Genomic DNA, 23,493 nt, shown 5'->3' on the forward strand with positions numbered 1-23,493 from the left:
CCTCGCGCAACGCCTCGCATACGGGTGATGCCCGGCCGGCCTCCAGTGGGCCTGCCGGGCATCACCCGTTTCGCGCACGTTTCTACACGCGCGTCCACGCGCCAAGCGCGAGCCCCGACTCCGCCTTCTGGCGTGCGAGCCGCAGCGTGCCGTCGAGGCCGATGGTCGCCATGACCACGCGGCCCCGGGCGTCGAGGGCCAACGCCGGGGAGCCCAGGCAGGGTTCTCCCGTCTCGGCCCACCAGACGCCCGCCTTCTCGTCCTCCGTGGGGTAGGCCGCTATGACGGGGCGGCCGTCCTGGCCGCGGTGGGCGAGAACTGTGCAGTCGTGCCCCTCTATCGTCGCGCGGACGGCTGCCGTGTGGCCCTGGTCCGGGACCCCGCCGAGGGGCCGCATGTCCTCGTCGTCGCAGCGGTGGGCCAGGACGCCCTTGCCGCGCGCGTCGGCCGCGTAGAACGTGAGGCGGTCGGGGCCCGTCTCCAGGGCCGTGCCCGAGCCCGCGGCCGGGGGCAGCGGGATGTCGCCGGCGCGCTGGAACTCGCCGCCCTGCTTCTCCTGGGCCCAGTGCAGCGTCTTGTTCTCCGCCGGGCCGTAGACCTCCACCCGGCCCGTGGAGGTGGCGACCGCGGTGATGCCGTCGAGGACCTCGCGGACCTTGAAGTCCTTCCACCCCTCCCACTTGCCGCCCTTGCCCTCGCGCCGCAGCCGGACGCTGTTCACCGCGTCGCGCACGAAGACGTGGACCGTGCCCGCGGCGTCCACCGCGGCGGTCGGCGCGCCGAGGTGCGGGGCACGCTCGACCATCTTCGTGTGCGGGTTGCCGAGTGAGCGCCAGTCCATGAGCGGGCGGCCCGACTGGTACTGGACGGCGTGCACGACGTCGACCTCGGTGCCGCCGCCCTCCTTGGGCAGTGTGCGCAGGGCGACGAAGTGGACGTACCCGTCGGCACCTTGGGCCAGGGTCAGATGGGTCAGGTGCGGGGCGTCGAAGAGGTCGGGTCCCGTCCAGTCGGGGCCGCCGGGACGGGTCTCCGTCCAGCGCAGCAGGCCGTCCGCCGAGCGGGCGTACGCGGTGAGCCTGCCGTCCTTGCCGCGCAGCAGCCAGCGGCCGGTCGCGAGAGTGCCGCTCGCCGCGTGGTCGGCGGCGGCAGCCGTCTGGCGGGAGGGGTCCCGCTCGGGCCTGGGGGCGGACCTCTGCGGCATGACTCGGCGCGGACCTTCCTGTGGGCGTGCGTTTCTCCGGTCCGATCAGTCTACGTTTGCGGTGTGCCAGGGTGACGCCATGAGAACTCTCCTCGTCGTGGACGCGGCGAACGTCGTCGGCTCGGTCCCCGACGGCTGGTGGCGTGACCGGCACGGGGCCGCCGAGCGGCTGCGGGACCGGCTCGTCGCGTACGCCGAAGCCGGGCTCCCGGGCCGTCCGGGGCCGCTCGACGTCACCCTCGTGGTGGAGGGCGCGGCCCGCGGCGTGGAGTCCGTCGAAGGGGTACGCGTGGTCCCGGCGCCCGGCAGCGGCGACGACCGCATCGTGGAGCTGATCGCCGATGCGGCACCACGCCCCTGCGTCGTCGTCACCGCCGACCGGGAGCTGCGCCGCCGCGTCGGCGAGCTGGGTGCCGAGTGCCTGGGCCCGCGTGCGGTGCGTCAGCCCGCGGCCGAGGGGGACCGGCCCGCGTCGGGGCGCGAGTAGATCACCGCGCCGTCCACCACCCCCACCCGCTCGTACCCCGCCGCGAGGATCCGCCGCAGGGAGGGCACCCGCTGCGGCGCGAAGGGCTTGCCCCGGGAGTCGTCCACGACGAGCGCGGGCGGAGCGGCCGCCAGTTCGCCGCGGAAGACCTGCCAGGCGCCCTCCACGGCGTACTTCTCGCCCACCTGAGGGCCGTCGCGGCCGCCGCTGTAGTTGGTCAGGAGCCCCGCCGTGAGATAGCGGCTCGCGGGGGCGCGGTCGGCCAGCCAGTACGTCTCGGGGTGTATGCCCCACACGAGGACGCGCTCCCCCGGTGACGTGCGGGCCCTGATCTCGCCCGCGATCCGCTCCGCGTGCGCCAGCTCGGGGCGCGGCGCCAGCATCCCCCAGGCCAGGAACAGCGCGCACGCCCCGGCCGAGACCGACACCGCCGTCAGGGTGCGCTCCCGGGGCAGGATCTGGAGCGCGGCGGTGCCCAGCAGGGCCAGCGGCGGCGTCAGTTGGAGGTAGTAGTGCCCGAAGAAGTGGAAGCCGGCGAGGACCGCGCCCGCCGATGAGGCGAGCCAGAGCCACAGCTCCGTCGATCCGGTGCGGGCGATGCGCAGGACCCGTACGACGGGCGGGATGAACCCGCTGCAGGCCGCCGCGAGGAGTGCCGTGTTCGTCAGACCCCGGAAGAGCACGTGGAGTTCGGAGCCGGTGAAGGAGGCGTACGCCCCCGATCCCGTCACCGTCCAGAACAGGAACCCGGCGGGGTTCGTGACCACGGCCGCCGCAAGGACCGACCCGCACAACCCAACTCCCAGGCGAAGTACGTCTTTTCGCGCGCCGCCTGCCTGCCACAGCAGCCACGCCACCGGCACCAGGGCCGCTCCCCCGGTCTGCTTGGCGAGAAACGCGTACGCCACAGCGGCGCCCGCCGACCCCCAACGGCGCCGGTCCGCGCACCAGATGGCGGCGGCCGTGCACGGCAGCATGAAGACCTCGAAGGTGGCTGCCTGGGCGTCCTCGGGGTTCAGGCCGACCGAGATGAGGAGGTAGAGCACGCCCGCCGTGCGGCCCGCGCGGTCGCCCCAGCGGCGCCTGGCGATGAGGACGAGGAGGACGGCGGTCAGGAGCTGGGCCGCCACCGCGAGCACCTTCAGCGGGAGCAGGGTGGCGTCGCCGAAGAGCGCGAACGCCCCCTCGTACAGCCAGGGGACGAGCGGTGGCTTGCGGTCGACGACCGTTTCGTAGAGCTCGCCCCCGTCGGCCAGCATCCTTGCCTGGACGGCGAGATAACCCTCGTCCGGACTCCACAGCGGCCACCGGAAGGAGGGGATCCGGGTGACGCAGGCCAGCACGGCGAGCAGGGGGAGCAGGCGCGGCCAGTACGGCGCGGGGGCTTGCTCCGTACGCGGGCGCGGCAGCCGGAGCCCGCGTACGGAGCGTAGTGGGACGGAGGGCTCGGCGAGCATGGGGAGCACGCTATCCAGCCCCGCAGTCCCTACCCGATCGGGACATACGGGGCCGGACGATTGGCCGGAAAGTGACCGACGCGATTACCGCACGTCACCGGCCGGGCGCTGCTCGCCCCGCCGGCCGAGCTGGCTGTGCGACCGTCCGTAGGCGAAGTACACGACGAAGCCGATCAGCATCCAGACGCCGAACCGCAGCCAGGTCTCGGCCGGCAGGTTCAGCATCAGCCACACCGAGGCCGCCACCGAGAGGATGGGCACAAGCGGCACCAGCGGGGTGCGGAAGGCGCGGGGCAGGTCCGGGCGGGTGCGGCGCAGGATGATGACGCTCAGGGCGACCACGACGAAGGCGAAGAGTGTGCCGATGTTCACCAGCTCGGCGAGTTCGTCGAGGCTGGTGAAGCCCGCCAGGATCGCGATGAGGACGCCGAGCAGGATGGTCGGCCGGTGCGGCGTCCGGTACTTCGGGTGGACGTGGGAGAAGAACCGGGGCAGCAGTCCGTCGCGGCTCATCGCGAAGAAGACGCGGGTCTGGCCGAGCAGCAGGATCATGCAGACGGTGGTGAGGCCGACGGCGGCGCCGAAGCTGATGATGCCGCCGTAGAAGGGGTGCCCGGTGGCCTTGAAGGCGTCGGCGAGCGGGGCGTCCACCGACAGTTCGCTGTAGTGCTGCATGCCCGTGACGACGATCGACACGGCGACGTACAGGATCGTGCAGATGAGGAGCGAGCCGAGGATGCCGCGCGGCATGTCCCGCTGCGGCATCTTGGTCTCCTCGGCGGCGGTGGCCACGATGTCGAAGCCGATGAAGGCGAAGAAGACGATGGAGGCGGCCGTGAAGATGCCGAGGACGCCGAAGTTGGTGGGCGCGTACCCGAACATCAGCTGGATGAGCGGGGAATCGATGCTGTTGCCCGCGGTCACTTCCTGCGCCTTGGGGATGAACGGCTTGTAATTGTCGGCGTCGATGAAGAAGGCGCCAGCGATGATGACGATGAGGACGACGGCCACCTTGATGGCGACGATGACCGTGGTGACGCGGGCGGACAGCTTCATGCCGAGGACGAGGACGACCGTGAGGACCAGCACCAGGGCGGTGGCGAGGATGTCGAAGCTGAAGCCGTCGGCGGCATCGGGCCCGGAGAGCGCGTCGGGCAGCTTCCAGCCCGCGTTGTCCATCAGCGAGCGCACATAGCCGGACCAGCCGACGGCGACCACCGCGGTGCCGAGGGCGAATTCGAGCACCAGGTCCCAGCCGATGGTCCAGGCGGGCAGCTCGCCGAGCGAGGCGTACGAGAAGGTGTACGCCGATCCGGCCACCGGCACGGTGGAGGCGAACTCCGCGTAGCAGAGCGCCGCGAGGGCGCAGACGACGCCCGCGACGGCGAAGGCGATAGCGGTGGCGGGCCCCGCGGTCTCCTTGGCCACCGCTCCGGTCAGCACGAAGATGCCGGTGCCGATGACGACGCCGACGCCGAAGACCGTGAGATCGAGGGCGGACAGCGACTTCTTGAGCGCGTGCTCGGGCTCCTCGGTGTCCTGGATGGACTGCTCGATGCTCTTCGTTCTGAAAAGGCTGCTTGCCACGGACGTACCTCCACGCTTGTCGTCCTGGACATGATCGAGACGGGGGATGGCCCGCAAGCCCCGGCACGGGCAGTTTCACGCGAATGGGCCGGTTCCACCACCCGTACAGGGTGCTGAAACCGGCCCATCGGCGGAGCAGGTTGACTCAGTCGCGAGCGGGCTCCCCCGCCTCGACCGAGTCCACGGCTGCCGTGCGCTCGGTGGGGGTCCCCCCGCTCGAACGAAGTTGAGAGTGGGGGATGCCGTCCAGCTTGGCCACCAGGCCGGTCACCTGGCGGGAGATGTCCGGGGCGGTCAGGCCGATCTCGGCCATGATCTCCTTGCGCGACGCGTGGTCCAGGAAGCGCGGCGGGATGCCGAAGTCGCGCAGCGGTACGTCGACGCCCGCGTCACGCAGGGCCTGGGCGATGGCCGAACCGACGCCGCCCGCGCGGGAGTTGTCCTCGACGGTGACGACCACGCGGTGCTGCTCGGCGAGCGGGGCGAGCGCCTCGTCGACGGGCTTGACCCAGCGCGGGTCGACGACCGTCGTCGTGATGCCCTGCTTGTTCAGGAGGTCCGCGATCTCCAGGCACATGGGGGCGAGCGCGCCCACGGAGACCAGGAGAACGTCGGGCCGGCTGGTGCCCGCCTTGCGCAGGACGTCCATGCCGCCGACCTTGCCGACGGCCTTGACCGCCGGGCCGACCGCGCCCTTCGAGTAGCGCACGACGGTCGGGGCGTCGTCCACCTCGACGGCCTCGCGCAGCTGGAGGCGGACCTGGTCGGCGTCGCGCGGGGCGGCGATCCGCAGGGTCGGCACGCACTGCAGGATCGACATGTCCCACATGCCGTTGTGCGAGGCGCCGTCCGTGCCGGTGACGCCCGCCCGGTCCAGAACGAAGGTGACGCCGCACTTGTGCAGGGCCACGTCCATCAGGAGCTGGTCGAAGGCGCGGTTGAGGAACGTCGCGTACACCGCGAAGACGGGGTGCAGGCCACCGCTTGCCAGGCCCGCCGCGGAGACGGCCGCGTGCTGCTCGGCGATGCCCACGTCGTAGACCCGGTCGGGGAACTCCTCGGCGAACTTCTTCAGGCCCACCGGCTGGAGCATGGCGGCGGTGATCGCGACGATGTCCTCGCGCTCCCGGCCGAGCTTGACCATCTCCTCGCCGAAGACGGACGTCCAGTCCATGCCGGAGGCGGCGATGGGCAGGCCCGTGTCGGGGTGGATGACGCCGACGGCGTGGAAGTGGTCGGCCTCGTCCTCCAGGGCGGGCTTGTAGCCGCGGCCCTTCTCGGTGATGCAGTGCACGATGACCGGGCCGCCGAAGCGCTTGGCGCGCACCAGGGCGGACTCCAGGGCCTCGATGTCGTGGCCGTCGATCGGGCCGACGTACTTCAGGCCGAGGTCCTCGAACATGCCCTGCGGGGCGATGAAGTCCTTCAGGCCCTTCTTCGCGCCGTGCAGCGTCTCGTAGAGGGGCTTGCCGACGACCGGGGTGCGCTCCAGGAAGTCCTTGCCGCGGGCCAGGAAGCGCTCGTAGCCGTCCGTGGTGCGCAGGGTCGCCAGGTGGTTCGCGAGGCCGCCGATGGTGGGGGCGTACGAACGCTCGTTGTCGTTGACGACGATCACCAGGGGGCGGTCCTTGGCGGCGGCGATGTTGTTCAGCGCCTCCCAGGCCATGCCGCCGGTGAGCGCGCCGTCGCCGATGACGGCGACGACGTGGTCGTCCTTGCCCCGCACCTCGTTGGCCTTGGCGAGGCCGTCGGCCCAGCCGAGGACCGTCGAGGCGTGCGAGTTCTCGATCACGTCGTGGTCGGACTCGGCGCGCGAGGGGTAGCCGGAGAGGCCGCCCTTGGTGCGCAGCTTGCCGAAGTCCTGGCGGCCGGTGAGCAGCTTGTGCACGTAGCTCTGGTGGCCGGTGTCGAAGAGCACCTTGTCGCGGGGCGAATCGAAGACGCGGTGCATGGCGATCGTGAGCTCGACCACGCCGAGGTTGGGGCCGAGGTGGCCGCCTGTCTTGGAGACTGCGTCGACGAGGAAGGCGCGGATCTCGCCGGCCAGCTGGTTCAGCTCCTCCGGGCTGAGCCGGTCCAGATCGCGCGGTCCCCTGATGCGGGTCAGCAGCGGCACCCGTGCCTCCTTGCAGTAGAGCTGTTCGAGCGTTGACCGGATGTTGCCGGGCCTGTTGAGTCTAATGTTCCGCCGCCGAAGGTGACGTCCGGGCCGGGAGTTCCCCATCACGCGATCGGCGGTACCCCGGCGGGACACAGAGAGCTGCCCGGCACCGCTTCATTGCGGTGCCGGGCAGCTCTGTACCGGGTTCTGGCAGGTCAGGCGCGGCCTGCCGTCTTCTGGGTCTTGCGGGTGATGGAGTCGATCACGACCGTGGCGAGCAGTACGCCACCGGTGATCATGTACTGGACCGGAGTCGCGATTCCTTCGAGCGCCAGGCCGTACTGGATCGAGGTGATCACCATGACGCCCAGGAGGGCGTTCCAGGTGCGGCCCCGGCCGCCGAAGAGGCTGGTGCCGCCGATGACGGCCGCCGCGATGGCATTCATCAGGAGGTCACCGGTGCCGGCGCCCTGGTTGGCGGCGGCGATCTTGGAGGCCATGAAGAGACCGCCGGTCGCCGCGAACGTACCGGCGATCGCGTAGACCGACGTACGGACCAGGGTGACGTTGATGCCCGCGCGGCGGGACGCCTCGACGCTGCCGCCGAGGGCGAAGACCTTGCGGCCGTAGGTGGTGCGGCGCAGCACGAAGTCGGTGCCGACCAGGACCACCAGGAAGATCACCAGGGCCAGCGGCAGGCCCTTGTACTGGTTGAACATGATCGCCGCGGCGAAGGCCACGACGGCCAGGGCCACCGTGCGCACGATGATCTCGCTCAGCGGCCTGGACGGGACGCCGGCCGCTTCGCGGCGGCGGCTGTCCAGGAAGGCGGAGAGGAAGAAGGCCGCGACGGCGACGACCGCGAGGCCGTAGGCGGCGGCGACGTCTGTGAAGTAGTACGAGGTCAGCTTGGCGATCAGGCCTTCGGAGTCCAGGTTGATGGTGCCGTTGTCACCCAGGATCTGCAGCATGAAGCCCTGCCAGAACAGCAGGCCTGCCAGGGTGACGGCGAACGCCGGGGCGCCGATGCGCGCGAAGAAGAAGCCGTGGATGGTGCCGATCACGGTGCCGGTGAGGATGGCGACGATCAGCGCGACCCACTCGGGGGCGCCGTGCGTGACGGCGAGCACGGCGGCGACCGCGCCCGAGACACCGCTGACCGAGCCGACCGACAGGTCGATCTCGCCGAGCAGCAGCACGAAGACGATGCCGACCGCGATCAGGCCGGTGCCGACCATGGCGACGGAGATGTTGCTGAGGTTCTCCGCGGTCATGAAGCGCGAGTTCATGCTGGCGAAGATCGCCCAGATGATGATGAGGCCCGCGATGACCGGGATGGAACCCAGGTCACCGGCGCGTATCTTGCGCTTGAACTCGGTGATGTAGCCCGCGAAACCCTGCTCGCGCACGAGCAGGCGGGGGTCCACCGCGGTGACGGCGTCGGCCGCGGCCGGCGGGGCGTCGACGGGTGCGTCGCCTGGCGTGGAGGTCTTCTCGATGCTCACTTCTGGACCTCCACGTTGCGCGCCGCGCGACGGGTCACGGCGTTTTCCGTGGCACCCGTGATCGCGGAGATGATCTCTTCCTGCGAGGTGGTCTTCACGTCGAAGATCCCGTTGTTCCGGCCGAGCCGGAGCACCGCCACCTTGTCCGCGACGGCCTTGACGTCCGCCATGTTGTGGCTGATGAGAATGACCGCGTGGCCACGCTCGCGCAGCCGCTCCACCAGGTCGAGGACCTGCGCGGTCTGCTCGACGCCGAGGGCGGCGGTGGGCTCGTCGAGGATGACGAGCTTGGGCTCGCCGAGCATCGAGCGGGCGATCGCCACCGTCTGGCGCTGACCGCCGGAGAGCGAGGCGATCGGGATGCGGACGCTGGGTATGCGGATCGACAGCGTGGTGAGGAGCTCGCGGGCGCGGCGCTCCATCTCGACCTCGTTGAGCACACCGCGCTTGCGCAGCTCACGCCCGAGGAAGAGGTTGCCGACGACGTCGATGTTGTCGCACAGCGAGAGGTCCTGGTAAACCGTCGCGATGCCCAGGTTCTGGGCGTCGTGCGGCTTGTTGATCTGGACGGCCTTGCTCTCCCACTCGATGACGCCGTCATCGATGGGATGCACGCCGGCGATCGTCTTGACCAGCGTGGACTTTCCTGCGCCGTTGTCGCCGACCAGGGCGACCACCTCACCGGCGTGGACCTCAAGCTCGACGTCGGTGAGCGCCTGGACGGCACCGAATCGCTTGGAGACCCCGCGCAACGCCAACACGGGCGTAGCGGACACGTGAACCATCTCCTTCGCCGCCTGACCGGCGGGAGGTTGAACAGAAGAGAACGAGAAGAACGAGAAGAACGAAAGGAACGAAACGAGCCGCGGGTGACCGGAGCGCGTTTCTGTCCGGCGCCCCGCCTAGAGCTGCGGGGCTGTTGGAACGGGGCGCCGGACAGGCCTCAATGGTGGTGAAGTCCCGGGCTGCTGGGGGGACTTACTTCAGGCCGACCTTGCCGCAGTCGGCCTTGTACTTGGCCGTGCAGATCTCGTCGACGGAGTAGATGCCGTCCTTGATGACGGTCTCCTTGATGTTCTTGTCGGTCAGCGAGACGACCGGGACGAGAACGGTGGGGACGTCCTTGGCGGTGGGGCTGTCGACGGTCGTCTTGGCGATCGAGTCGAGCTTCTCGCCCTTGCCGAGCGCGACGGCCATCTTCGCGGCGACCTCCGCCTCCTGCGGGTAGGACTTGTAGACGCTCATGAACTGCTCGCCCGCGACGATGCGCTGCACACCGGCGAGTTCGGCGTCCTGGCCGGTGACCGGCGGGAGCTTGGAGAGGCCGGCGGCCTTGAGGGCGGTGATGATGCCGCCCGCCATGCCGTCGTTCGCGGAGTAGACGCCGACGATCTTGTCCTTGCCGATCGCCGAGATCGCGCCCTCCATGTTGGCGTTGGCGTTGACCGCCTTCCACTCCTTGGTGTCGTACGACTTGCCGATCTTGACCTTGCCCTTGAGCTCGGCCTCGGCGCCCTTCTTGAAGAGCTTGGCGTTCGGGTCGGTGATCGCGCCGTTCATCATCACGATCTCACCGTCCTTGGCCTTGTCGCCCATCTCCTCGAGGAGGGCCTTGCCCTGGACGTGGCCGACCTCTTCGTTGTCGAAGGAGGTGTAGGCGTCGATCGGGCCTTCGGCGAGACGGTCGTACGCGACGACCGGGATGTTCGCCTCCTTGGCCTTCTTGACCGAACCGGCGATCGCCTTGGAGTCGACGGCGTCCACGATCAACACGTCCACCTTGTTGGTGATCATCGTGTCGGCCTGCTGGTTCTGCGTGGAGGCGTCCTGCTTGGCATTGGCGTAGGTGATCTTGCCCTTGCCGTTCGTCAGCTCCTTGACGTGCTTCTCGATCAGCGGCTTGTCGAACTTCTCGTAACGCGCGGTCTCGTTCTCCGGCAGGAGCAGACCTATGTTCAGCGCGTCGCCCTTCTTCGAGCCCGAGCCGGCTTCATCCTTGTCACCGCCGGACTCCTTGGCGCTGCCACAGGCAGCAAGGGTGACGGCCATGGTGGTGGCGGCAACGGCAACGGCGGCACGACGCATACGCGTGTTCATTCGGGAACCTCCCTGACGTGGCCGCGTCGTTGCGGCCGAGGTGGCTCGAAGTCAACTCGGCCGCCACACCAGCGTCAAGGAGTAAATCCTTAACGAGATGACAACGGTGCCATGCGTTATCTAAGTGAAGGCAGGTGCGGTCGCAGGGAGGGAGTCGTCCAAAAGGGTCGAATCGCCCATTTCGCTGAGTGCGAGAGCCAGTGCCCCGAGCACCTCCGCGCGGCCCCCGAGGGCCCCTGGAAGCACGGAGAGCTGACGGGCCGCGCTGGGGATCGCGTAGCGCCCCACGGACTCCCTGATGGGCCCCAGGACCAGCTCACCGGCCTCCGCGAGGTCACCGCCGAGGACGACCCTGCTGGGGTTCAGGAGGTTGCAGAGGTTGGCCACACCGCTGCCGATGTGCCGGCCGACGTCGGCGATCACGCGGCGGCAGCCGGGGTCGCCGTCCCGCGCGAGGCCCACCACGCGCTCCATGGTCAGCTCGGTGCCGTGGCTGGACTGGAGCAGGGGCAGCACATAGCGGGCCGCCGCGAAGGTCTCCAGGCAGCCGCGGTTGCCGCAGCGGCAGACCGGGCCCGACTCGTCCAGGGTGATGTGGCCGATCTCGCCCGCGGTGCCGCCCGGACCCCGGTAGATCCGCCCGCTGATCACCAGACCGGCGCCGACACCGCTCGCGACCTTGATGTACGCGAGGTCCTTGACCCCGCGGCCGCTCCCCCAGACCAGCTCGCCGAGCGCACCGAGGTTGGCGTCGTTGTCGACGTGCACGGGGACCCCGAGGCGGTCCTTGAGCTCCTCGGCGGGCTTCGTGCCCGTCCAGCCCGGCAGGATCGAGGTCGAGCCGAGCGTCCCGGACTCCACGTCGATGGGTCCGGGCACGCCGAGGCCGATGCCCGCGATCTTCGCGCGGTCCACGCCGGTCGCCGCGATCAGCCTGCTGACCAGCTGCTCGGCGCGGTCGAAGCCCTGCGCGGCCGACGCGTCCACGTCCAGCGGCTCGGCCTCTTCGGCGAGCACCTGGTGGGCGAGGTTGCCGACGGCCACGCGCAGGTGCGTATGGCCGAAGTCCACGCCGATGACGATGCCCGCGTCGCCGCTGAGCGCGACGCTGCGGGCCCTGCGGCCACCTGCCGAGGTGGGCGTGACCTCGACCGTTCCGCCGTCCTTGAGCTCCCGGACGATGTTGGAGACCGTGGCCGCGGACAGACCTGTCGTCCTGGCGATCTCCGCCTGAGTGAGCGACCCGGCGAGCCGTACGGCACGTACGACCCGCTCGAGATTGGCCCGGTGCAGCGACGACTGCGACCCCGGAGTCTCCATTGACTCAGCCACCCTTTTCCGTATGACGTCACAGCGACTTCGCTGCCCGTACAAGTTGTGAACTCCAAGCTCTGCTGAACGGGTTGGCGCAGTCAAGTCCTTGACCCAAATCGGCACTCCGGAACAGCAGGACAGGCCGGGTCCAAGTGGCGAGGATGCACCCCAAACCACCCAGACCCGGCCTGAGAGGGCCGATCCGTTACTTGACCGATCCCGCGGTGAGACCCGAGACCACGTGCCGCTCGATGAAGGCGAACAGCACGATGACCGGCACGATCGCCACCACGGACGCCGCGAAGAGGTAGTTCCACTCCACGGTGTATGCGCCGATGAAGTTGTTGATGCCGACGGTCAGCGGCTGCTTGTCGGGTTCGGTGGTGAGCGTGAGGCCCATCACGAACTCGTTCCAGGAGGTGATGAAGGTGAAGATCACCGCGGTGACCACGCCCGGCAGCGCGAGCGGCAGCGTCACCTTCACCATCGCCCCGAAGCGGCTGGTGCCGTCCACCATGGCCGCCTCCTCCAGCTCCGGCGGGATGGAGCTGATGTAGGCCGTCAGGATCCACACCGCGAACGCGAGGTTGAACGCCGCGTTCGTGATGATCAGCGTCCAGACCGAGTTGAGCATGTCCAGCTGGTGGAACTCGCGGTAGAGGCCGACCAGGAGGGCGGTGGGCTGGAACATCTGGGTGATCAGGACGAGCAGCAGGAAGGCCTTGCGTCCCCGGTAGCGCATGCGCGCCGTGTAGTACGCGGCGGGCAGCGAGACCAGGAGCACCAGGAGCGTCGCGCCGCCCGCGACCAGGAGGGTCACCTGGAGGTTCTGGCCGAGCTCGGATTCCTTCCAGACCTCGATGAAGTTCGACCACTCCAGGTCCTGCGGGAGGTACGTCCGGTCGCGCAGCTCGTCCTTGGGACGCAGCGCGGTGATCACCATCTCCAGGTACGGAGCCAGGAAGACCGCCGCGAGCGCCCAGGCGACCACGGTGATGACCAGGGTGCGCGGCCGGAACGTGCGCTTGGCCGTGGGCCGGGGCGCGGGGCTCTTCGGTGCCCCCGCGCGGGTCTGGGTCGCGGTGGCCATCAGTCCTCCTCGTTCCATCGGCTGACCTTCAGGAAGATCAGCACGAGTACGACGACCATCGCGAAGTTGACCACGGACATCGCGGCGGATTCGCCGATGTCGGTCTCCTTCAGCTTGTACATGAACACCATGGTCGTGGAGGTGTCATAGCCGGGACCGCCCTGCGTCATGGCCCAGATGATCGGGAACGAGTTGAAGACGTTGATGAGGTTGATGACCACGCCGACCAGGAACGCGGGCCGCAGCATCGGCACCGTGATGTGCCGGTACGTCTGCCAGGGGCTCGCCCCGTCGATCCGCGACGCCTCGTAGACCTCGTGCGGGATGGTCTGGAGTCCGGCGAGGAGCGTGTACGTGGTGAAGGGCAGCGACACGAAGATCGCGACGGCCATCATCCACGGCCAGGCCGTCTCCGGTTTGCCGAGCCAGTCCTTGGACTTGTCGATGAGACCGAGGTCCAGCATCAGCGTGTTGAGCACGCCCGCGGTCTGGTTGAGCATCCACTTGAAGCCGATGGCGGTCATCAGGACGGATGCCGCCCAGGGCGCGATGAGCGCCCAGCGGGTGACGGTGCGGCCGGGGAACTTCTGGTTGAAGAGCTGGGCGAGGGCGAGCGAGAGCAGCATCGTCACGGACACGACGACGACGGTCCACACGACGGTCCAGAGCAGGACCGACCCGAAGTCGGTCTCCTCGAAGAGCTTCTTGTACTTGTCGGTTCCCGCGCTGCCGCGCACGATGCCGGCGATGGAGATGTTGAGGAACGAGGTGCGGATCAGCTCGACGACCGGCCAGATGACCACGGCGAGGATCAGCAGAATGACGGGCGCTATCCAGGGCAACGGGCCGAGTCGGGCGATGCCGCTGCGTCGGCTCACCGGCCTGGGTGCGCGCCCGCTCCGTCCCCGACCGATTTCGGCCGGGGGCGGAGGGGCCTTCAGTGACACAAGGTCTCCTTGCGTACGGAGCGAACTGGTGCGGTCTGCCTGCTACTTGGCCTCAGCAGCCGCCGCTTCCGCCTTCTTCTGCAGGTCGCCGAGGACCGTCTTGGGGTCATCGCTCGCGGCCTTGCCGCCGGTCTTCTTCATCTCGGCGGAGATGACGTCCCACGAGGTGTCGCCCAGCGGGTAGAACTTGGCGTTCGGCAGGACCGCGAAGAACGGCTCCAGGTCCTTGTGCTTGCCGCTGGTCTGCATCGTCTTCAGGGTGTCCTGGGTGACGGGCATCAGGTTGTACATCTCGTCGAACTGCAGCATCTTCTTGGAGTAGGTGAAGTCCAGGAACTTCTTCACGCCCTCCTTCTCCGCGCCGCCGTCCTTGAAGGCCATCATCCAGTCGGCCACGCCGAGGGTGGACTGCAGCGGGCCCTCCTTGCCGGGGATCGGCGCGACGCCGTAGTCGACCTTGCCGTCCTTGGCCATCTGGATCAGGCTCGGGTGGCCGTTGAGCATGCCGACCTTGCCCGCCGCGAAGTCGGCGAAGGCCGTCTTGCGGTCGGTGGAGGCCGGGTTGGAGTACGTGAGGCCGGGCTTGACCAGGTTCTTCTGCAGCCAGTCGAAGGTCTCGACGTTCTTGGCGCTGTCGAGCGTGTACTTGCCGCTCGCGTCGGTGTAGCCACCGCCGTTGCCGAGCTCCCACATCATCGTCTCGCCCTGGGTCTCCTCGGGGCCGAGCGGCAGGGCGTACGGGGTCTCGGCGGCCTTGGAGGACTTGATCTTCTTCGCCGCGGCGGCGACCTCGTCCCACGTCTTGGGCGGCGTCTTCACGCCCGCCTTCTTCAGGACGGCCTTGTTGTAGAACATGACGCGGCTGGAGGAGACCCACGGGATGCCGTACTGGGTGCCCTTGACCTCGCCGGCCTTGGCGAAGGTCGGGATGAGGTTCTCCCGCGTCTTGGGCGAGAGGACCTCGTCGGCCTTGTAGAGCAGGTCGTCCGCGACCTTGTCGGCGTAGCCGCCGGTCTGCAGGAGGTCGGGCTGGTTGCCCGCCTGGATCATGTTCTTGACGGACTTGTCGATCTCGTTCCAGTTGATGACCTGGACGTCGACCTTGTAGCCCTTGTTCTCCTTCTCGAACTCCTTCTTCACGCCGTCCCAGTACTTCTTGGAGGCGTTGGAGGCCTTGTCGCCGTAGTCGGCGGCGACGAGCTTGATGGTCTTGCCGTCACCGCTGTCGCTGTCACCGCCGCAGGCGGAAAGTCCCATGGCCATCGCGAGCGTTGCCGCACCGGTGGCGATCAATCGATTCCTCATGCTGTTCAACCCTTCGACATCGGTGTCGACTTGAACGCGGGCAAAAGGTTCCCCCCGCGGCGCCGTGGGGCCGACATTACTCACGGCCGGAATTGCCGCGACAGGCCTAGACCACTTTCGTGGCCAAGCTGAAATCACCTGTGCGCAGGGTCACTTGAGAGCACCCGCAGTGAGCCCCGCCTGCACCTGCCGCTGGAAGACCGCGTACACGACGAGCACCGGAACCATCGCGATCGTCAGGCCCGCGAAGAGGGCTCCCCAGTCGCCCCGGTAGCCCTGTGACACCGCCAGCGAGGCGAGGCCCTGGGGCAGCACGTACCTGCTCTCCTCCTCGTTGTTGAGCAGCAGCGGAAGCAGGTACTGGTTCCACTGGCCGAGGAAGTTGAAGATGCCGATGCTCACCAGGCCGGGCTTGGCCATCGGCAGCATGATCTGGAAGAACGTGCGCGTGTGCGAGGCCCCGTCGACCATCGCCGCCTCCTGGACGCCGGTGGGCAGCGTCCGGAAGAAGGAGGTCAGGAAGAAGACGGTGAAGGGCAGCGAGTACGCGATGTAGGCGATCATCAGGCCCGGCCGGGTGTCCAGGAGACCGAAGTTCTCCATGACCGCGAAGAGCGGGACGAGGGCGAGGATGACCGGGAACATCATCCCGCCCGCGAAGAGCATGAAGATCAGCCGGTTGCCCGGAAAGGTGAAGCGGGCGATCACATACGCCGCCATCGAGCCCAGGAGCATCGTCCCGGTCAGTGAACCGGCCAGGATGATCAGTGAGTTGAGGGCGTACTGCCCGATGTTGGCCGTGGTCCACGCGTGGGCGAAGTTCTCCCAGTGGAAGGACGTCGGCCAGCCCATCGGATCGCTGAGGATCTCGACCGAGGGACGCAGCGCGGTGAGCGCGACCCAGACGAGGGGGCCCGCGGCGAGGATCACCCACAGGACGAGGAAGGCGTGCGAGAAGACGTTCAGCGTCGTGCCGCCCGCCTCACCGGTCCCACGGCGGGGCTCCTTGGCGGCATCGGTGCGGGGCGCGGTGGTCGTGGTCATGATGCAGTGGCTCCCGCGGTCTCAGTATTCGATCCGGTCGCGATTCCCGATCCTCATGACGATCAGCGAGAACGCCATGCTGAGGACGAGGAGGACGACACCGATGGACGTGGCATAGCCGTATTGACCGTCACGGAATCGTTCGTAGAGGAAGACCGGGGTCACCTTCAGGACGTGCTCGGGCACCATGACCAGCACGATCGCGAACGAGTCGAGGGCCTGGATGCCCATGTAGATCCAGCCGGTCCGCACGGTGTCCCAGATCAGCGGGAGCGTCACGCTGAAGAAGGTCCGCCCCCGGCCCGCGCCGTCGAGCAGCGCGGCCTCGTAGATGTCCTTGGGGATCGCGCCCATCGCGGCGGAGAACAGGACCACGTAGAAGCCGACGAAGCTCCAGGAGAGCACGACGAGCACCGCGATGAGGGCGAGCGAGCGGTCACCGCCCAGCCAGGCCGGGCCCGCGATGCCCACCTTGTCGAGCCCGCCGTTGATCAGGCCGCTGTTGGTGTTGAAGACGCGGCCCCAGACGACGGCGATGATCGCGACGGACAGGACCTGGGGGAAGAAGTAGACGACCTTGTAGAACGACGAGCCCGCGACGCCGGCGATGGCCTGGCCCTTACGGTGCCGTCCGCCCGACGTGATCATGTACGCGAAGAACATGCCGAGCACGAGCGTGACCACCGGGGCGACGACCGCCAGGGTGACGCTCACCTGCAAGGAGTCCCAGAAGCGCTCGTCGTTCCACATCTTCGTGAAGTTGTCGAACCCGATGAAGTTCGCCACCGGCCCGCCCGACCAGTCGGTGAACGAGTAGTAGATCGCCTGGACGAAGGGTGAGATGACGAACAGGGCGTAGAACGCGAGCGGCAGCGCGAGGAAGCCCGCGATGAACCGGTACTTGTCCAGCGTCCGGTAGCGCCGGTCGTAGCGCACGCTCTCCGGGGTGAAGCGGGGCGGCAGCAGGACCGCCAGGAGGAACAACAGCCGGTTCGCCGGTTTGCCGCCGGGCGTCCGTTCCGTCGTCTTCTTCGGGGGTGGGGAACTGTCCACCCGGGTGTCCGTCGTCATGCTGCTCCGCCCCGCCTCGCTCACATGCCTGAGTTCTCGGTCCCGCTGCCGGTGCCGGTCAGGACTTCTTGATCTTGGTGATGTCGGGGTCGTTCTTGATCCGGTCCGACGCCTTCTGCATGGTCTCCATCGCCTGCTTGGTGCCGATCTGGCCCAGCATGAACTTGGCGATCATGTTGTTGAAGTCCTCGCGGAACAGCTCGTTGTACCAGTCGAAGAACTTCGGGATGACGATGTTGGACCCGGCGGCCTTGATGGCGGCCTGTGCGCTCGCCGTGCCGGACGGGAGCTTCTCGCCGTCGATGGCGCCCTTGACCACGGGCATCGAGCCGACGTCCTTGAACAGGTTCAGGGCGGCTTCCTTGCTGTACATCATCCGCAGCCATTCCATGCCGCCCTGCACGTTCTGGGCCTTGGCGGGGACGATGAACGGCTCACCGGCGGGGGCGTAGAGCGTGCCGAAGGGCAGCTTGTCGCCGGAGTCGAGGGAGGGGGTCGCCCCCACCGTCATCTCGAAGTCCTTCGGCGTGGTGTCCTTGGCCTCGTTCTCCACCCAGGAGCCGTTGGGCACGAAGACGCACTTGCCGCCCTTGGTCCAGGCGGTCTGCATCTCCGTGTGCGCCTCGGTGCCGTCGAAGCCGGTCAGCACGTACTTCTTGGCGACGAGCTCCTCCCACGCCTCGAAGACGTCCTTGACCGCGTCGTTCTTCCAGGCGTCCGGCTCCAGGTAGTCCATGGCGTCGGTGACGTCGCGCCCGCCGCGCTGGGCGAACATCGCGTACATGCTGAAGAACACGTAGCGGGGGTGGCCGCCCGGGTAGCTCCAGCCGTGGATGCCCTTGGCCTTGGCCTTCTTGCAGACCGCGAGCATCTCGTCCCAGGTCTTGGGGTACTCGGTGTCGAGGCCCTGCTCGAGCAGCTTCTTGGAGTACCAGTTGCCGTACACCGTCAGGGCGATGTTGAGCTGGTAGACCTCCTTGCTGCCGAAGGTGCCCATCTGCTCGACCACCGGTACGAGGGTCTCGCGCACCGTCACGCTCGGGTCGTCCCAGGAGGGGGCGCTCAGCAGCTCGCTGAGGTCGGCGACCTGCTTGTTGTGCACCAGCTTGCCGATGTTCATCTGGTCGGCGCCGGAGTTGTTGACCACGTCGGCCGTCGGCTTGCCGCGGACGATCTTCGGCTGGAGCTGCGTGGCGATCTTCGTCGTGGCCTTCTGGCTCGCGTCCGACTTGGGGTACTTCTCCTTGTACATGTCGGTGACGAACTGGGCGTACTTGTCGCCGTATCCACCGTTGAAGATGTAGACCCCGAGACCGGCGTCCGTCTTCACGCCGAGCGGATTCTTCTTGGACTTCTCGCCCTTCTCCGCCTTGTTCTCGTCCCCGCCCCCGCTCGCGCAGGAGCTCAGGACGCCCATGGCCGGCACCGCGAGAAGGCTGGTGGCCGCCGCCCTCTTCATCACGTCACGACGGTTGATGCTGGTGGATCCCATGCTCAAGTCCTCGCCTTCTCCAGGACTCAGGCGGCGTACGGGGCTCCCGACAGCTCGCCAGTGGCGAAGGGCCCGACACCGCGGGTCAGTTGAAGCTTCGGTGGTGCGTTAGTGCGACAACTACATGGCAAGGGCTCGCACCCGCCACTCAGGGTGCCGATAGGTATAGTCCACTTCTCGGCGACAGAGCAAGATCGAACGCAGCTTGGGCCTGCAGTCTTTCCCGAGTTGAGACCTCGCGGAGACACGGCCTGGTTCGTTCACGGCGTGAGCAAATTCAGCCGACGCATGCGACCGCATCCGGGACCCGCCTTCGCTCCCCTTCCTGGATCTTCCCTGGCGCCCACTTGCACCTCATTGGACTTTCTCCTGGATCCCCTTGGACTTTCCCCCGGGGTCCGGCGCCCCTCCCGGCTCTTCCGGCGCTTTCAACAGCCTTGACACCACCGGCAACTTGACGCCCTACTGGACCTTGCGCAGCGATGTGACAACGTTGTCCAACTCGCAGGGAGGGGCTCGGGGATGCCGCACAGATCACGCAGACCTCGCTTCAGACACCATCGTTCGGCCGCGGTCCTCGGAGCGGCCGCGTTCACGCTCGTCGCGACAGCCCAGGGGGCCGCCGTCGCCAAACCGGAGGAACCGCCCAAAGCCGCCAAGGAGTTCGTCTCCTCGTTCGAGGAGGGCGACGCCCAGCCCGACTGGCTGAACACCGTGGAGACCGGCCCCGACGGGAAGAAGCGGACCTCCGGGGTCAACGGCGCGTTCAGTTCGGGGATCCCCGGGAGTGTGAACGACCACGTCACGGAGGTCCGCGCCAGCGGCGAGAACTCCGGCAGCGGCGAGGTCAAGGAGAACCTGGTCGACGGGGAGCCCACCAGCAAGTGGCTCACCTTCGCGCCCACCGGATGGGTGGAGTTCGACCTCGACGAGCCCGCCAAGGCCATCACATACGCGCTGACGTCGGCGAACGACCACGACGAGCGCGACCCCGAGGACTGGACGCTGCAGGGCTCCACGGACGGCAAGGACTGGAAGGTCCTCGACACCCGAAAGGGTGAAACGTTCGACAAGCGTCACCAGACCAGGAAGTACGACTTCGAGAACGGCACGGCGTACGCGCACTACCGCCTGGAGGTGACCGCCAACAACGGCGCGTCCGACGCCCTCCAGCTCTCCGACGTCCAGCTCTCCGTGGGCGGCAGCGAGACGCCCGTCCCCGAGGACGTGCTCTCCCTCGTGGACCGCGGCCCCAGCGGCTCCCCGACCGCGAAGTCGGGCGCCGGGTTCACCGGCAAGCGCGCGCTGCGCTACGCGGGCACCCACAAGGTGGACGGCCGCGGCTATTCGTACAACAAGGTCTTCGACGTGAATGTCTCGGTGCGGCGCGACACCGAGCTGTCGTACCGGATCTTCCCCTCCATGGCGGAGGGCGACCTCGACTACGACGCCACGAACGTGTCCGTGGACCTGGCGTTCACCGATGGCACCTATCTGAGTGACCTCAAGGCGACGGACCAGAACGGCTTCCCGTTGACGCCGCGGGGACAGGGCGCCGCCAAGGGCCTCTACGTCAACCAGTGGAACAACGTGGCCGCGCGGATCGGGCAGGTCGCGGGCGGCAAGACCGTCGACCGGGTGCTCGTCGCGTACGACTCCCCCAAGGGTCCCGCGAAGTTCCGGGGCTGGGTGGACGACGTCTCCCTGAAGGAGAAGGCCCCGGCGAAGCCGAAGGCCCACCCCTCGGACTACGCGGACACCACCCGCGGCACGCACTCCAGCGGCGGTTTCTCACGCGGCAACACCTTCCCCGCGACGGCCGTGCCGCACGGCTTCAACTTCTGGACTCCGGTGACCAACGCGGGCTCCCTGAGCTGGCTCTACGACTACGCGCGCGGCAACAACGCGGACAACCTGCCGACGATCCAGGCGTTCAGCGCGAGCCACGAGCCGAGCCCCTGGATGGGCGACCGGCAGACCTTCCAGATGATGCCCTCGGTCGACAAGGACACCCCGTCGGCGTCCCGCACCAAGCGCGCGCTGCCCTTCAGGCACGAGAAGGAGACGGCACGCCCGCACTACTACGGCGTGACGTTCGAGAACGGTCTGAAGGCCGAGATGGCCCCGACCGACCACGCGGCGATGATGAAGTTCACCTATCCCGGTGACGACGCGAGCGTCATCTTCGACAACGTCTCCGAGAAGGGCGGCCTCACCCTCGACAAGGAGAGCGGTGTGGTGAGCGGATTCTCGGACGTGAAGTCCGGACTTTCCGCCGGTGCCAGCCGCCTCTTCGTGTACGGGACCTTCGACGCGCCCGTCACCGCGGGCGGCAAGCTCGACGGCGGGGGCGGCGGTGACGTCACCGGCTATCTGCGCTTCAAGGCGGGCAAGGACCGCACGGTCAACCTGCGCCTCGCGACCTCGCTCATCAGCCTCGACCAGGCCAAGGCCAACCTGAACCGCGAGATCCCCTCCGGCACCTCCTTCGACCGCGTGCAGAACCGCGCGCAGCGGAGCTGGGACGACATCCTCGGCAAGGTCGAGGTCCAGGGCGCGAGCGAGGGTCAGCGGACCTCGCTCTACTCCTCCCTCTACCGTCTCTACCTCTACCCCAACTCGGGCTTCGAGAAGGTCACTTCGGCAGGCGGCAAGTCGAAGTACCAGTACGCCTCGCCCTTCTCGCCGCAGACGGGACCCGACACCCCGACCCACACCGGCGCGAAGATCGTCGACGGCAAGCCCTATGTGAACAACGGCTTCTGGGACACCTATCGCACGACCTGGCCCGCCTACTCGCTCCTCACGCCGAAGAAGGCGGGCGAGCTGGTCGACGGCTTCGTACAGCAGTACAAGGACGGCGGCTGGACGTCCCGTTGGTCGTCGCCCGGCTACGCGGACCTGATGACGGGCACCTCGTCGGACGTGGCGTTCGCCGACGCGTACGTCAAGGGCGTGGACTTCGACGCGAAGGACGCGTACGACGCGGCGCTGAAGAACGCGACCGTGGTGCCGCCGAGTTCGGGCGTCGGCCGCAAGGGCATGGAGACGTCGCCCTTCCTCGGCTACACCCCCAGCGAGACGCACGAGGGCCTGTCCTGGGCGCTTGAGGGCTACCTCAACGACTACGGCATCTCGCGCATGGGCCAGGCCCTCTACAAGAAGACGGGCGAGAAGCACTACAAGGAGGAGTCGGACTACTTCCTCAACCGCGCCCGCGACTACGTGAAGCTCTTCGACGACAAGGCCGGGTTCTTCCAGGGCAAGAGCGAGAAGGGCGAGTGGCGCGTCCCGTCCGACAAGTTCGACCCGCGCGTGTGGGGCTACGACTACACCGAGACGAACGCCTGGGGCTACGCCTTCACCGCCCCGCAGGACTCGCGCGGCCTGGCCAACCTCTACGGCGGCCGCAAGGGGCTCGGCGACAAGCTCGACACGTACTTCGCCACTCCGGAGACCGGGTCCGCAGAGTTCGCGGGTTCCTACGGGGGCGTCATCCACGAGATGACCGAGGCACGCGACGTACGCATGGGCATGTACGGGCACTCCAACCAGGTCGCCCACCACGTCGCCTACATGTACGACGCGGCAGGGCAGCCGTCCAAGACGCAGGAGAAGGTCCGCGAGGTCCTCTCCCGCCTCTACACCGGCAGCGAGATAGGGCAGGGCTACCACGGCGACGAGGACAACGGCGAGCAGTCGGCCTGGTACCTCTTCTCCTCGCTCGGCTTCTATCCGCTGGTCATGGGCAGCGGCGAGTACGCGATCGGGTCGCCCCAGTTCACCAAGATGACGGTGCACATGGACGGCGGTCGCGACCTGGTCGTCAAGGCGCCGAAGAACAGCGCGAAGAACATCTACGTCCAGGGCCTGAAGGTCAACGGCAAGAAGTGGACCTCGACGGCGCTCCCCCACAAGGAGATCGCACGCGGTGGCGTCCTGGAGTTCGACATGGGCCCCGAGCCCTCGTCGTGGGGCACCGGCAAGAATGCCCAGCCGGCGTCGGTCACGCAGGACGACGAGGTGCCGTCGCCGCGCGGTGACGCCCTCAAGGGTGACGGCGCGCTCTTCGACAACTCGTCGAAGACGGAGGCCACTTCGGAGGCCGCCGTGGACCTTCCGGTCGGCAAGGAGACCAAGGCGGTGCAGTACACGCTGACGTCCGCCACCGACAAGGCGAAGGCGCCGCGCGGCTGGGTCCTCCAGGGCTCCGCCGACGGCGAGAAGTGGAAGGACCTCGACAAGCGGTCCGGCGAGTCCTTCGCCTGGGACAAGCAGACCCGGGTGTTCACCGTGGACGATCCGGGCGAGTACGAGCACTACCGGCTCGTCCTCGACGGCTCCGCGACGCTCGCGGAGGTGGAGCTGCTCTCCTGAGCGAACTCGCACCAGACGATTTTGCCGGGGTCGCGCTCCATGACCCCCCACTTGTCGGCCAGGGCTGCCACGAGCAGCAGGCCGCGCCCCGATTCGTCGGCGTCCCCTTCGCCGACGAATCGGGGCCATCCGTCGCCGCTGTCGTGCACTTCGACACGGAGTACGTCGCTGCCGTGGCTCAGGCACAGCCGGAAGCCCCGCCCGGCGGGCACTCCGTGGAGCAGGGCATTGGTCGCCAACTCGCTTACGCAGAGCGTGATTTCGTACGCCCGGACGCCGATCCCCCAGTCGGCGAGCGCGGCGCTCACGAAGGCGCGGGCAGCGGGGACGGACTGGCGTTCGCGCCGGTAGAAGCGTTCGCGTGGAGTTTCGTCGTTCACGTGACGAGGGTCACCCTCCGTGGCCATCATGAAGC

Annotated in this window: 17 protein-coding genes; 2 read left to right on the plus strand and 15 right to left on the minus strand. The window is 68.2% G+C overall.

Annotated elements, in window-relative coordinates:
• Positions 1–82: 82 nt before the first annotated feature.
• Entirely contained in the window at positions 83–1,204 is a 1,122-nt protein-coding gene (locus OG302_RS11410; protein WP_371526694.1) for a hypothetical protein, read from the minus strand.
• 79 nt (positions 1,205–1,283) lie between these two features.
• Between OG302_RS11410 and OG302_RS11415 the strand changes: the two genes are divergently transcribed.
• The gene (locus tag OG302_RS11415; protein WP_371526695.1) at positions 1,284–1,691 is read left to right on the plus strand and encodes an NTP pyrophosphohydrolase; all 408 of its coding nucleotides are present in this window, start codon (positions 1,284–1,286) and stop codon (positions 1,689–1,691) included.
• Here OG302_RS11415 and OG302_RS11420 read toward each other — a convergent pair.
• The 13 genes from OG302_RS11420 to ngcE form a co-directional block, all read right to left on the minus strand.
• On the minus strand, positions 1,646–3,148 hold the full coding sequence (locus OG302_RS11420) for an ArnT family glycosyltransferase (protein ID WP_371526696.1): 1,503 nt from the start codon (positions 3,146–3,148) through the stop codon (positions 1,646–1,648). The genes OG302_RS11415 and OG302_RS11420 overlap by 46 nt on opposite strands.
• An 84-nt stretch (positions 3,149–3,232) precedes the next feature.
• Positions 3,233–4,735 carry an amino acid permease gene (locus OG302_RS11425; RefSeq protein ID WP_371526697.1) on the minus strand — a complete coding sequence of 501 codons (1,503 nt, stop codon included), beginning with the start codon at positions 4,733–4,735 and terminating at the stop codon, positions 3,233–3,235.
• 145 nt (positions 4,736–4,880) lie between these two features.
• Positions 4,881–6,851, minus strand: a complete 1,971-nt coding sequence (gene dxs / locus OG302_RS11430; RefSeq protein WP_371526698.1) for a 1-deoxy-D-xylulose-5-phosphate synthase — start codon at positions 6,849–6,851, stop codon at positions 4,881–4,883.
• A 200-nt stretch (positions 6,852–7,051) separates the two neighbouring features.
• Entirely contained in the window at positions 7,052–8,341 is a 1,290-nt protein-coding gene (locus OG302_RS11435) for a sugar ABC transporter permease (RefSeq protein ID WP_371526699.1), read from the minus strand.
• Positions 8,338–9,126 (minus strand): ATP-binding cassette domain-containing protein, encoded by a 789-nt coding sequence (locus OG302_RS11440; protein ID WP_361842598.1) that lies wholly within the window; start codon positions 9,124–9,126, stop codon positions 8,338–8,340. The genes OG302_RS11435 and OG302_RS11440 overlap by 4 nt, the downstream gene beginning before the upstream one ends.
• A 193-nt stretch (positions 9,127–9,319) precedes the next feature.
• Entirely contained in the window at positions 9,320–10,438 is a 1,119-nt protein-coding gene (locus OG302_RS11445; RefSeq protein ID WP_371526700.1) for a sugar ABC transporter substrate-binding protein, read from the minus strand.
• Between the two features lie 120 nt (positions 10,439–10,558).
• Complete coding sequence (locus tag OG302_RS11450) at positions 10,559–11,758, minus strand: ROK family transcriptional regulator (protein WP_371526701.1); 1,200 nt, start codon at positions 11,756–11,758, stop codon at positions 10,559–10,561.
• Between the two features lie 199 nt (positions 11,759–11,957).
• On the minus strand, positions 11,958–12,842 hold the full coding sequence (locus OG302_RS11455; RefSeq protein ID WP_371526702.1) for a carbohydrate ABC transporter permease: 885 nt from the start codon (positions 12,840–12,842) through the stop codon (positions 11,958–11,960).
• Positions 12,842–13,756, minus strand: coding sequence for a carbohydrate ABC transporter permease (locus OG302_RS11460; RefSeq protein ID WP_371750095.1), 915 nt, complete (start codon positions 13,754–13,756; stop codon positions 12,842–12,844). The genes OG302_RS11455 and OG302_RS11460 overlap by 1 nt, the downstream gene beginning before the upstream one ends.
• Positions 13,757–13,831: 75 nt before the next feature.
• Complete coding sequence (locus OG302_RS11465) at positions 13,832–15,094, minus strand: ABC transporter substrate-binding protein (protein WP_371526703.1); 1,263 nt, start codon at positions 15,092–15,094, stop codon at positions 13,832–13,834.
• Between the two features lie 150 nt (positions 15,095–15,244).
• Positions 15,245–16,138 (minus strand): carbohydrate ABC transporter permease, encoded by an 894-nt coding sequence (locus OG302_RS11470; protein WP_371526704.1) that lies wholly within the window; start codon positions 16,136–16,138, stop codon positions 15,245–15,247.
• 21 nt (positions 16,139–16,159) lie between these two features.
• On the minus strand, positions 16,160–17,209 hold the full coding sequence (locus OG302_RS11475; protein ID WP_371526705.1) for a carbohydrate ABC transporter permease: 1,050 nt from the start codon (positions 17,207–17,209) through the stop codon (positions 16,160–16,162).
• 58 nt (positions 17,210–17,267) lie between these two features.
• Entirely contained in the window at positions 17,268–18,701 is a 1,434-nt protein-coding gene (ngcE, locus tag OG302_RS11480) for an N-acetylglucosamine/diacetylchitobiose ABC transporter substrate-binding protein (protein ID WP_371526706.1), read from the minus strand.
• A 522-nt stretch (positions 18,702–19,223) separates the two neighbouring features.
• Here ngcE and OG302_RS11485 point away from each other — a divergent pair.
• Positions 19,224–23,078: a GH92 family glycosyl hydrolase gene (locus OG302_RS11485; RefSeq protein ID WP_371526707.1), complete on the plus strand. Its 3,855-nt coding sequence runs from the start codon at positions 19,224–19,226 to the stop codon at positions 23,076–23,078.
• Here the strand turns inward: OG302_RS11485 and OG302_RS11490 are convergent.
• Complete coding sequence (locus OG302_RS11490) at positions 23,021–23,485, minus strand: ATP-binding protein (protein ID WP_371750096.1); 465 nt, start codon at positions 23,483–23,485, stop codon at positions 23,021–23,023. The genes OG302_RS11485 and OG302_RS11490 overlap by 58 nt on opposite strands.
• Positions 23,486–23,493: the final 8 nt, after the last annotated feature.

Origin of the sequence: Streptomyces sp. NBC_01283 (assembly GCF_041435335.1) — a bacterium.
GTDB lineage: Bacteria > Actinomycetota > Actinomycetes > Streptomycetales > Streptomycetaceae > Streptomyces.

Bases quoted from the DNA above. Each gene is read 5' to 3' on its own strand.
- OG302_RS11410 (WP_371526694.1), bottom strand. From the start codon at position 1,204: ATGCCGCAGAGGTCCGCCCCCAGGCCCGAGCGGGACCCCTCCCGCCAG.
- OG302_RS11415 (WP_371526695.1), top strand. From the start codon at position 1,284: ATGAGAACTCTCCTCGTCGTGGACGCGGCGAACGTCGTCGGCTCGGTC.
- OG302_RS11420 (WP_371526696.1), bottom strand. From the start codon at position 3,148: ATGCTCGCCGAGCCCTCCGTCCCACTACGCTCCGTACGCGGGCTCCGG.
- OG302_RS11440 (WP_361842598.1), bottom strand. From the start codon at position 9,126: ATGGTTCACGTGTCCGCTACGCCCGTGTTGGCGTTGCGCGGGGTCTCC.
- OG302_RS11445 (WP_371526700.1), bottom strand. From the start codon at position 10,438: ATGAACACGCGTATGCGTCGTGCCGCCGTTGCCGTTGCCGCCACCACC.
- OG302_RS11450 (WP_371526701.1), bottom strand. From the start codon at position 11,758: ATGGAGACTCCGGGGTCGCAGTCGTCGCTGCACCGGGCCAATCTCGAG.
- OG302_RS11455 (WP_371526702.1), bottom strand. From the start codon at position 12,842: ATGGCCACCGCGACCCAGACCCGCGCGGGGGCACCGAAGAGCCCCGCG.
- OG302_RS11465 (WP_371526703.1), bottom strand. From the start codon at position 15,094: ATGAGGAATCGATTGATCGCCACCGGTGCGGCAACGCTCGCGATGGCC.
- OG302_RS11470 (WP_371526704.1), bottom strand. From the start codon at position 16,138: ATGACCACGACCACCGCGCCCCGCACCGATGCCGCCAAGGAGCCCCGC.
- OG302_RS11475 (WP_371526705.1), bottom strand. From the start codon at position 17,209: ATGACGACGGACACCCGGGTGGACAGTTCCCCACCCCCGAAGAAGACG.
- ngcE (WP_371526706.1), bottom strand. From the start codon at position 18,701: ATGGGATCCACCAGCATCAACCGTCGTGACGTGATGAAGAGGGCGGCG.
- OG302_RS11485 (WP_371526707.1), top strand. From the start codon at position 19,224: ATGCCGCACAGATCACGCAGACCTCGCTTCAGACACCATCGTTCGGCC.
- OG302_RS11490 (WP_371750096.1), bottom strand. From the start codon at position 23,485: ATGGCCACGGAGGGTGACCCTCGTCACGTGAACGACGAAACTCCACGC.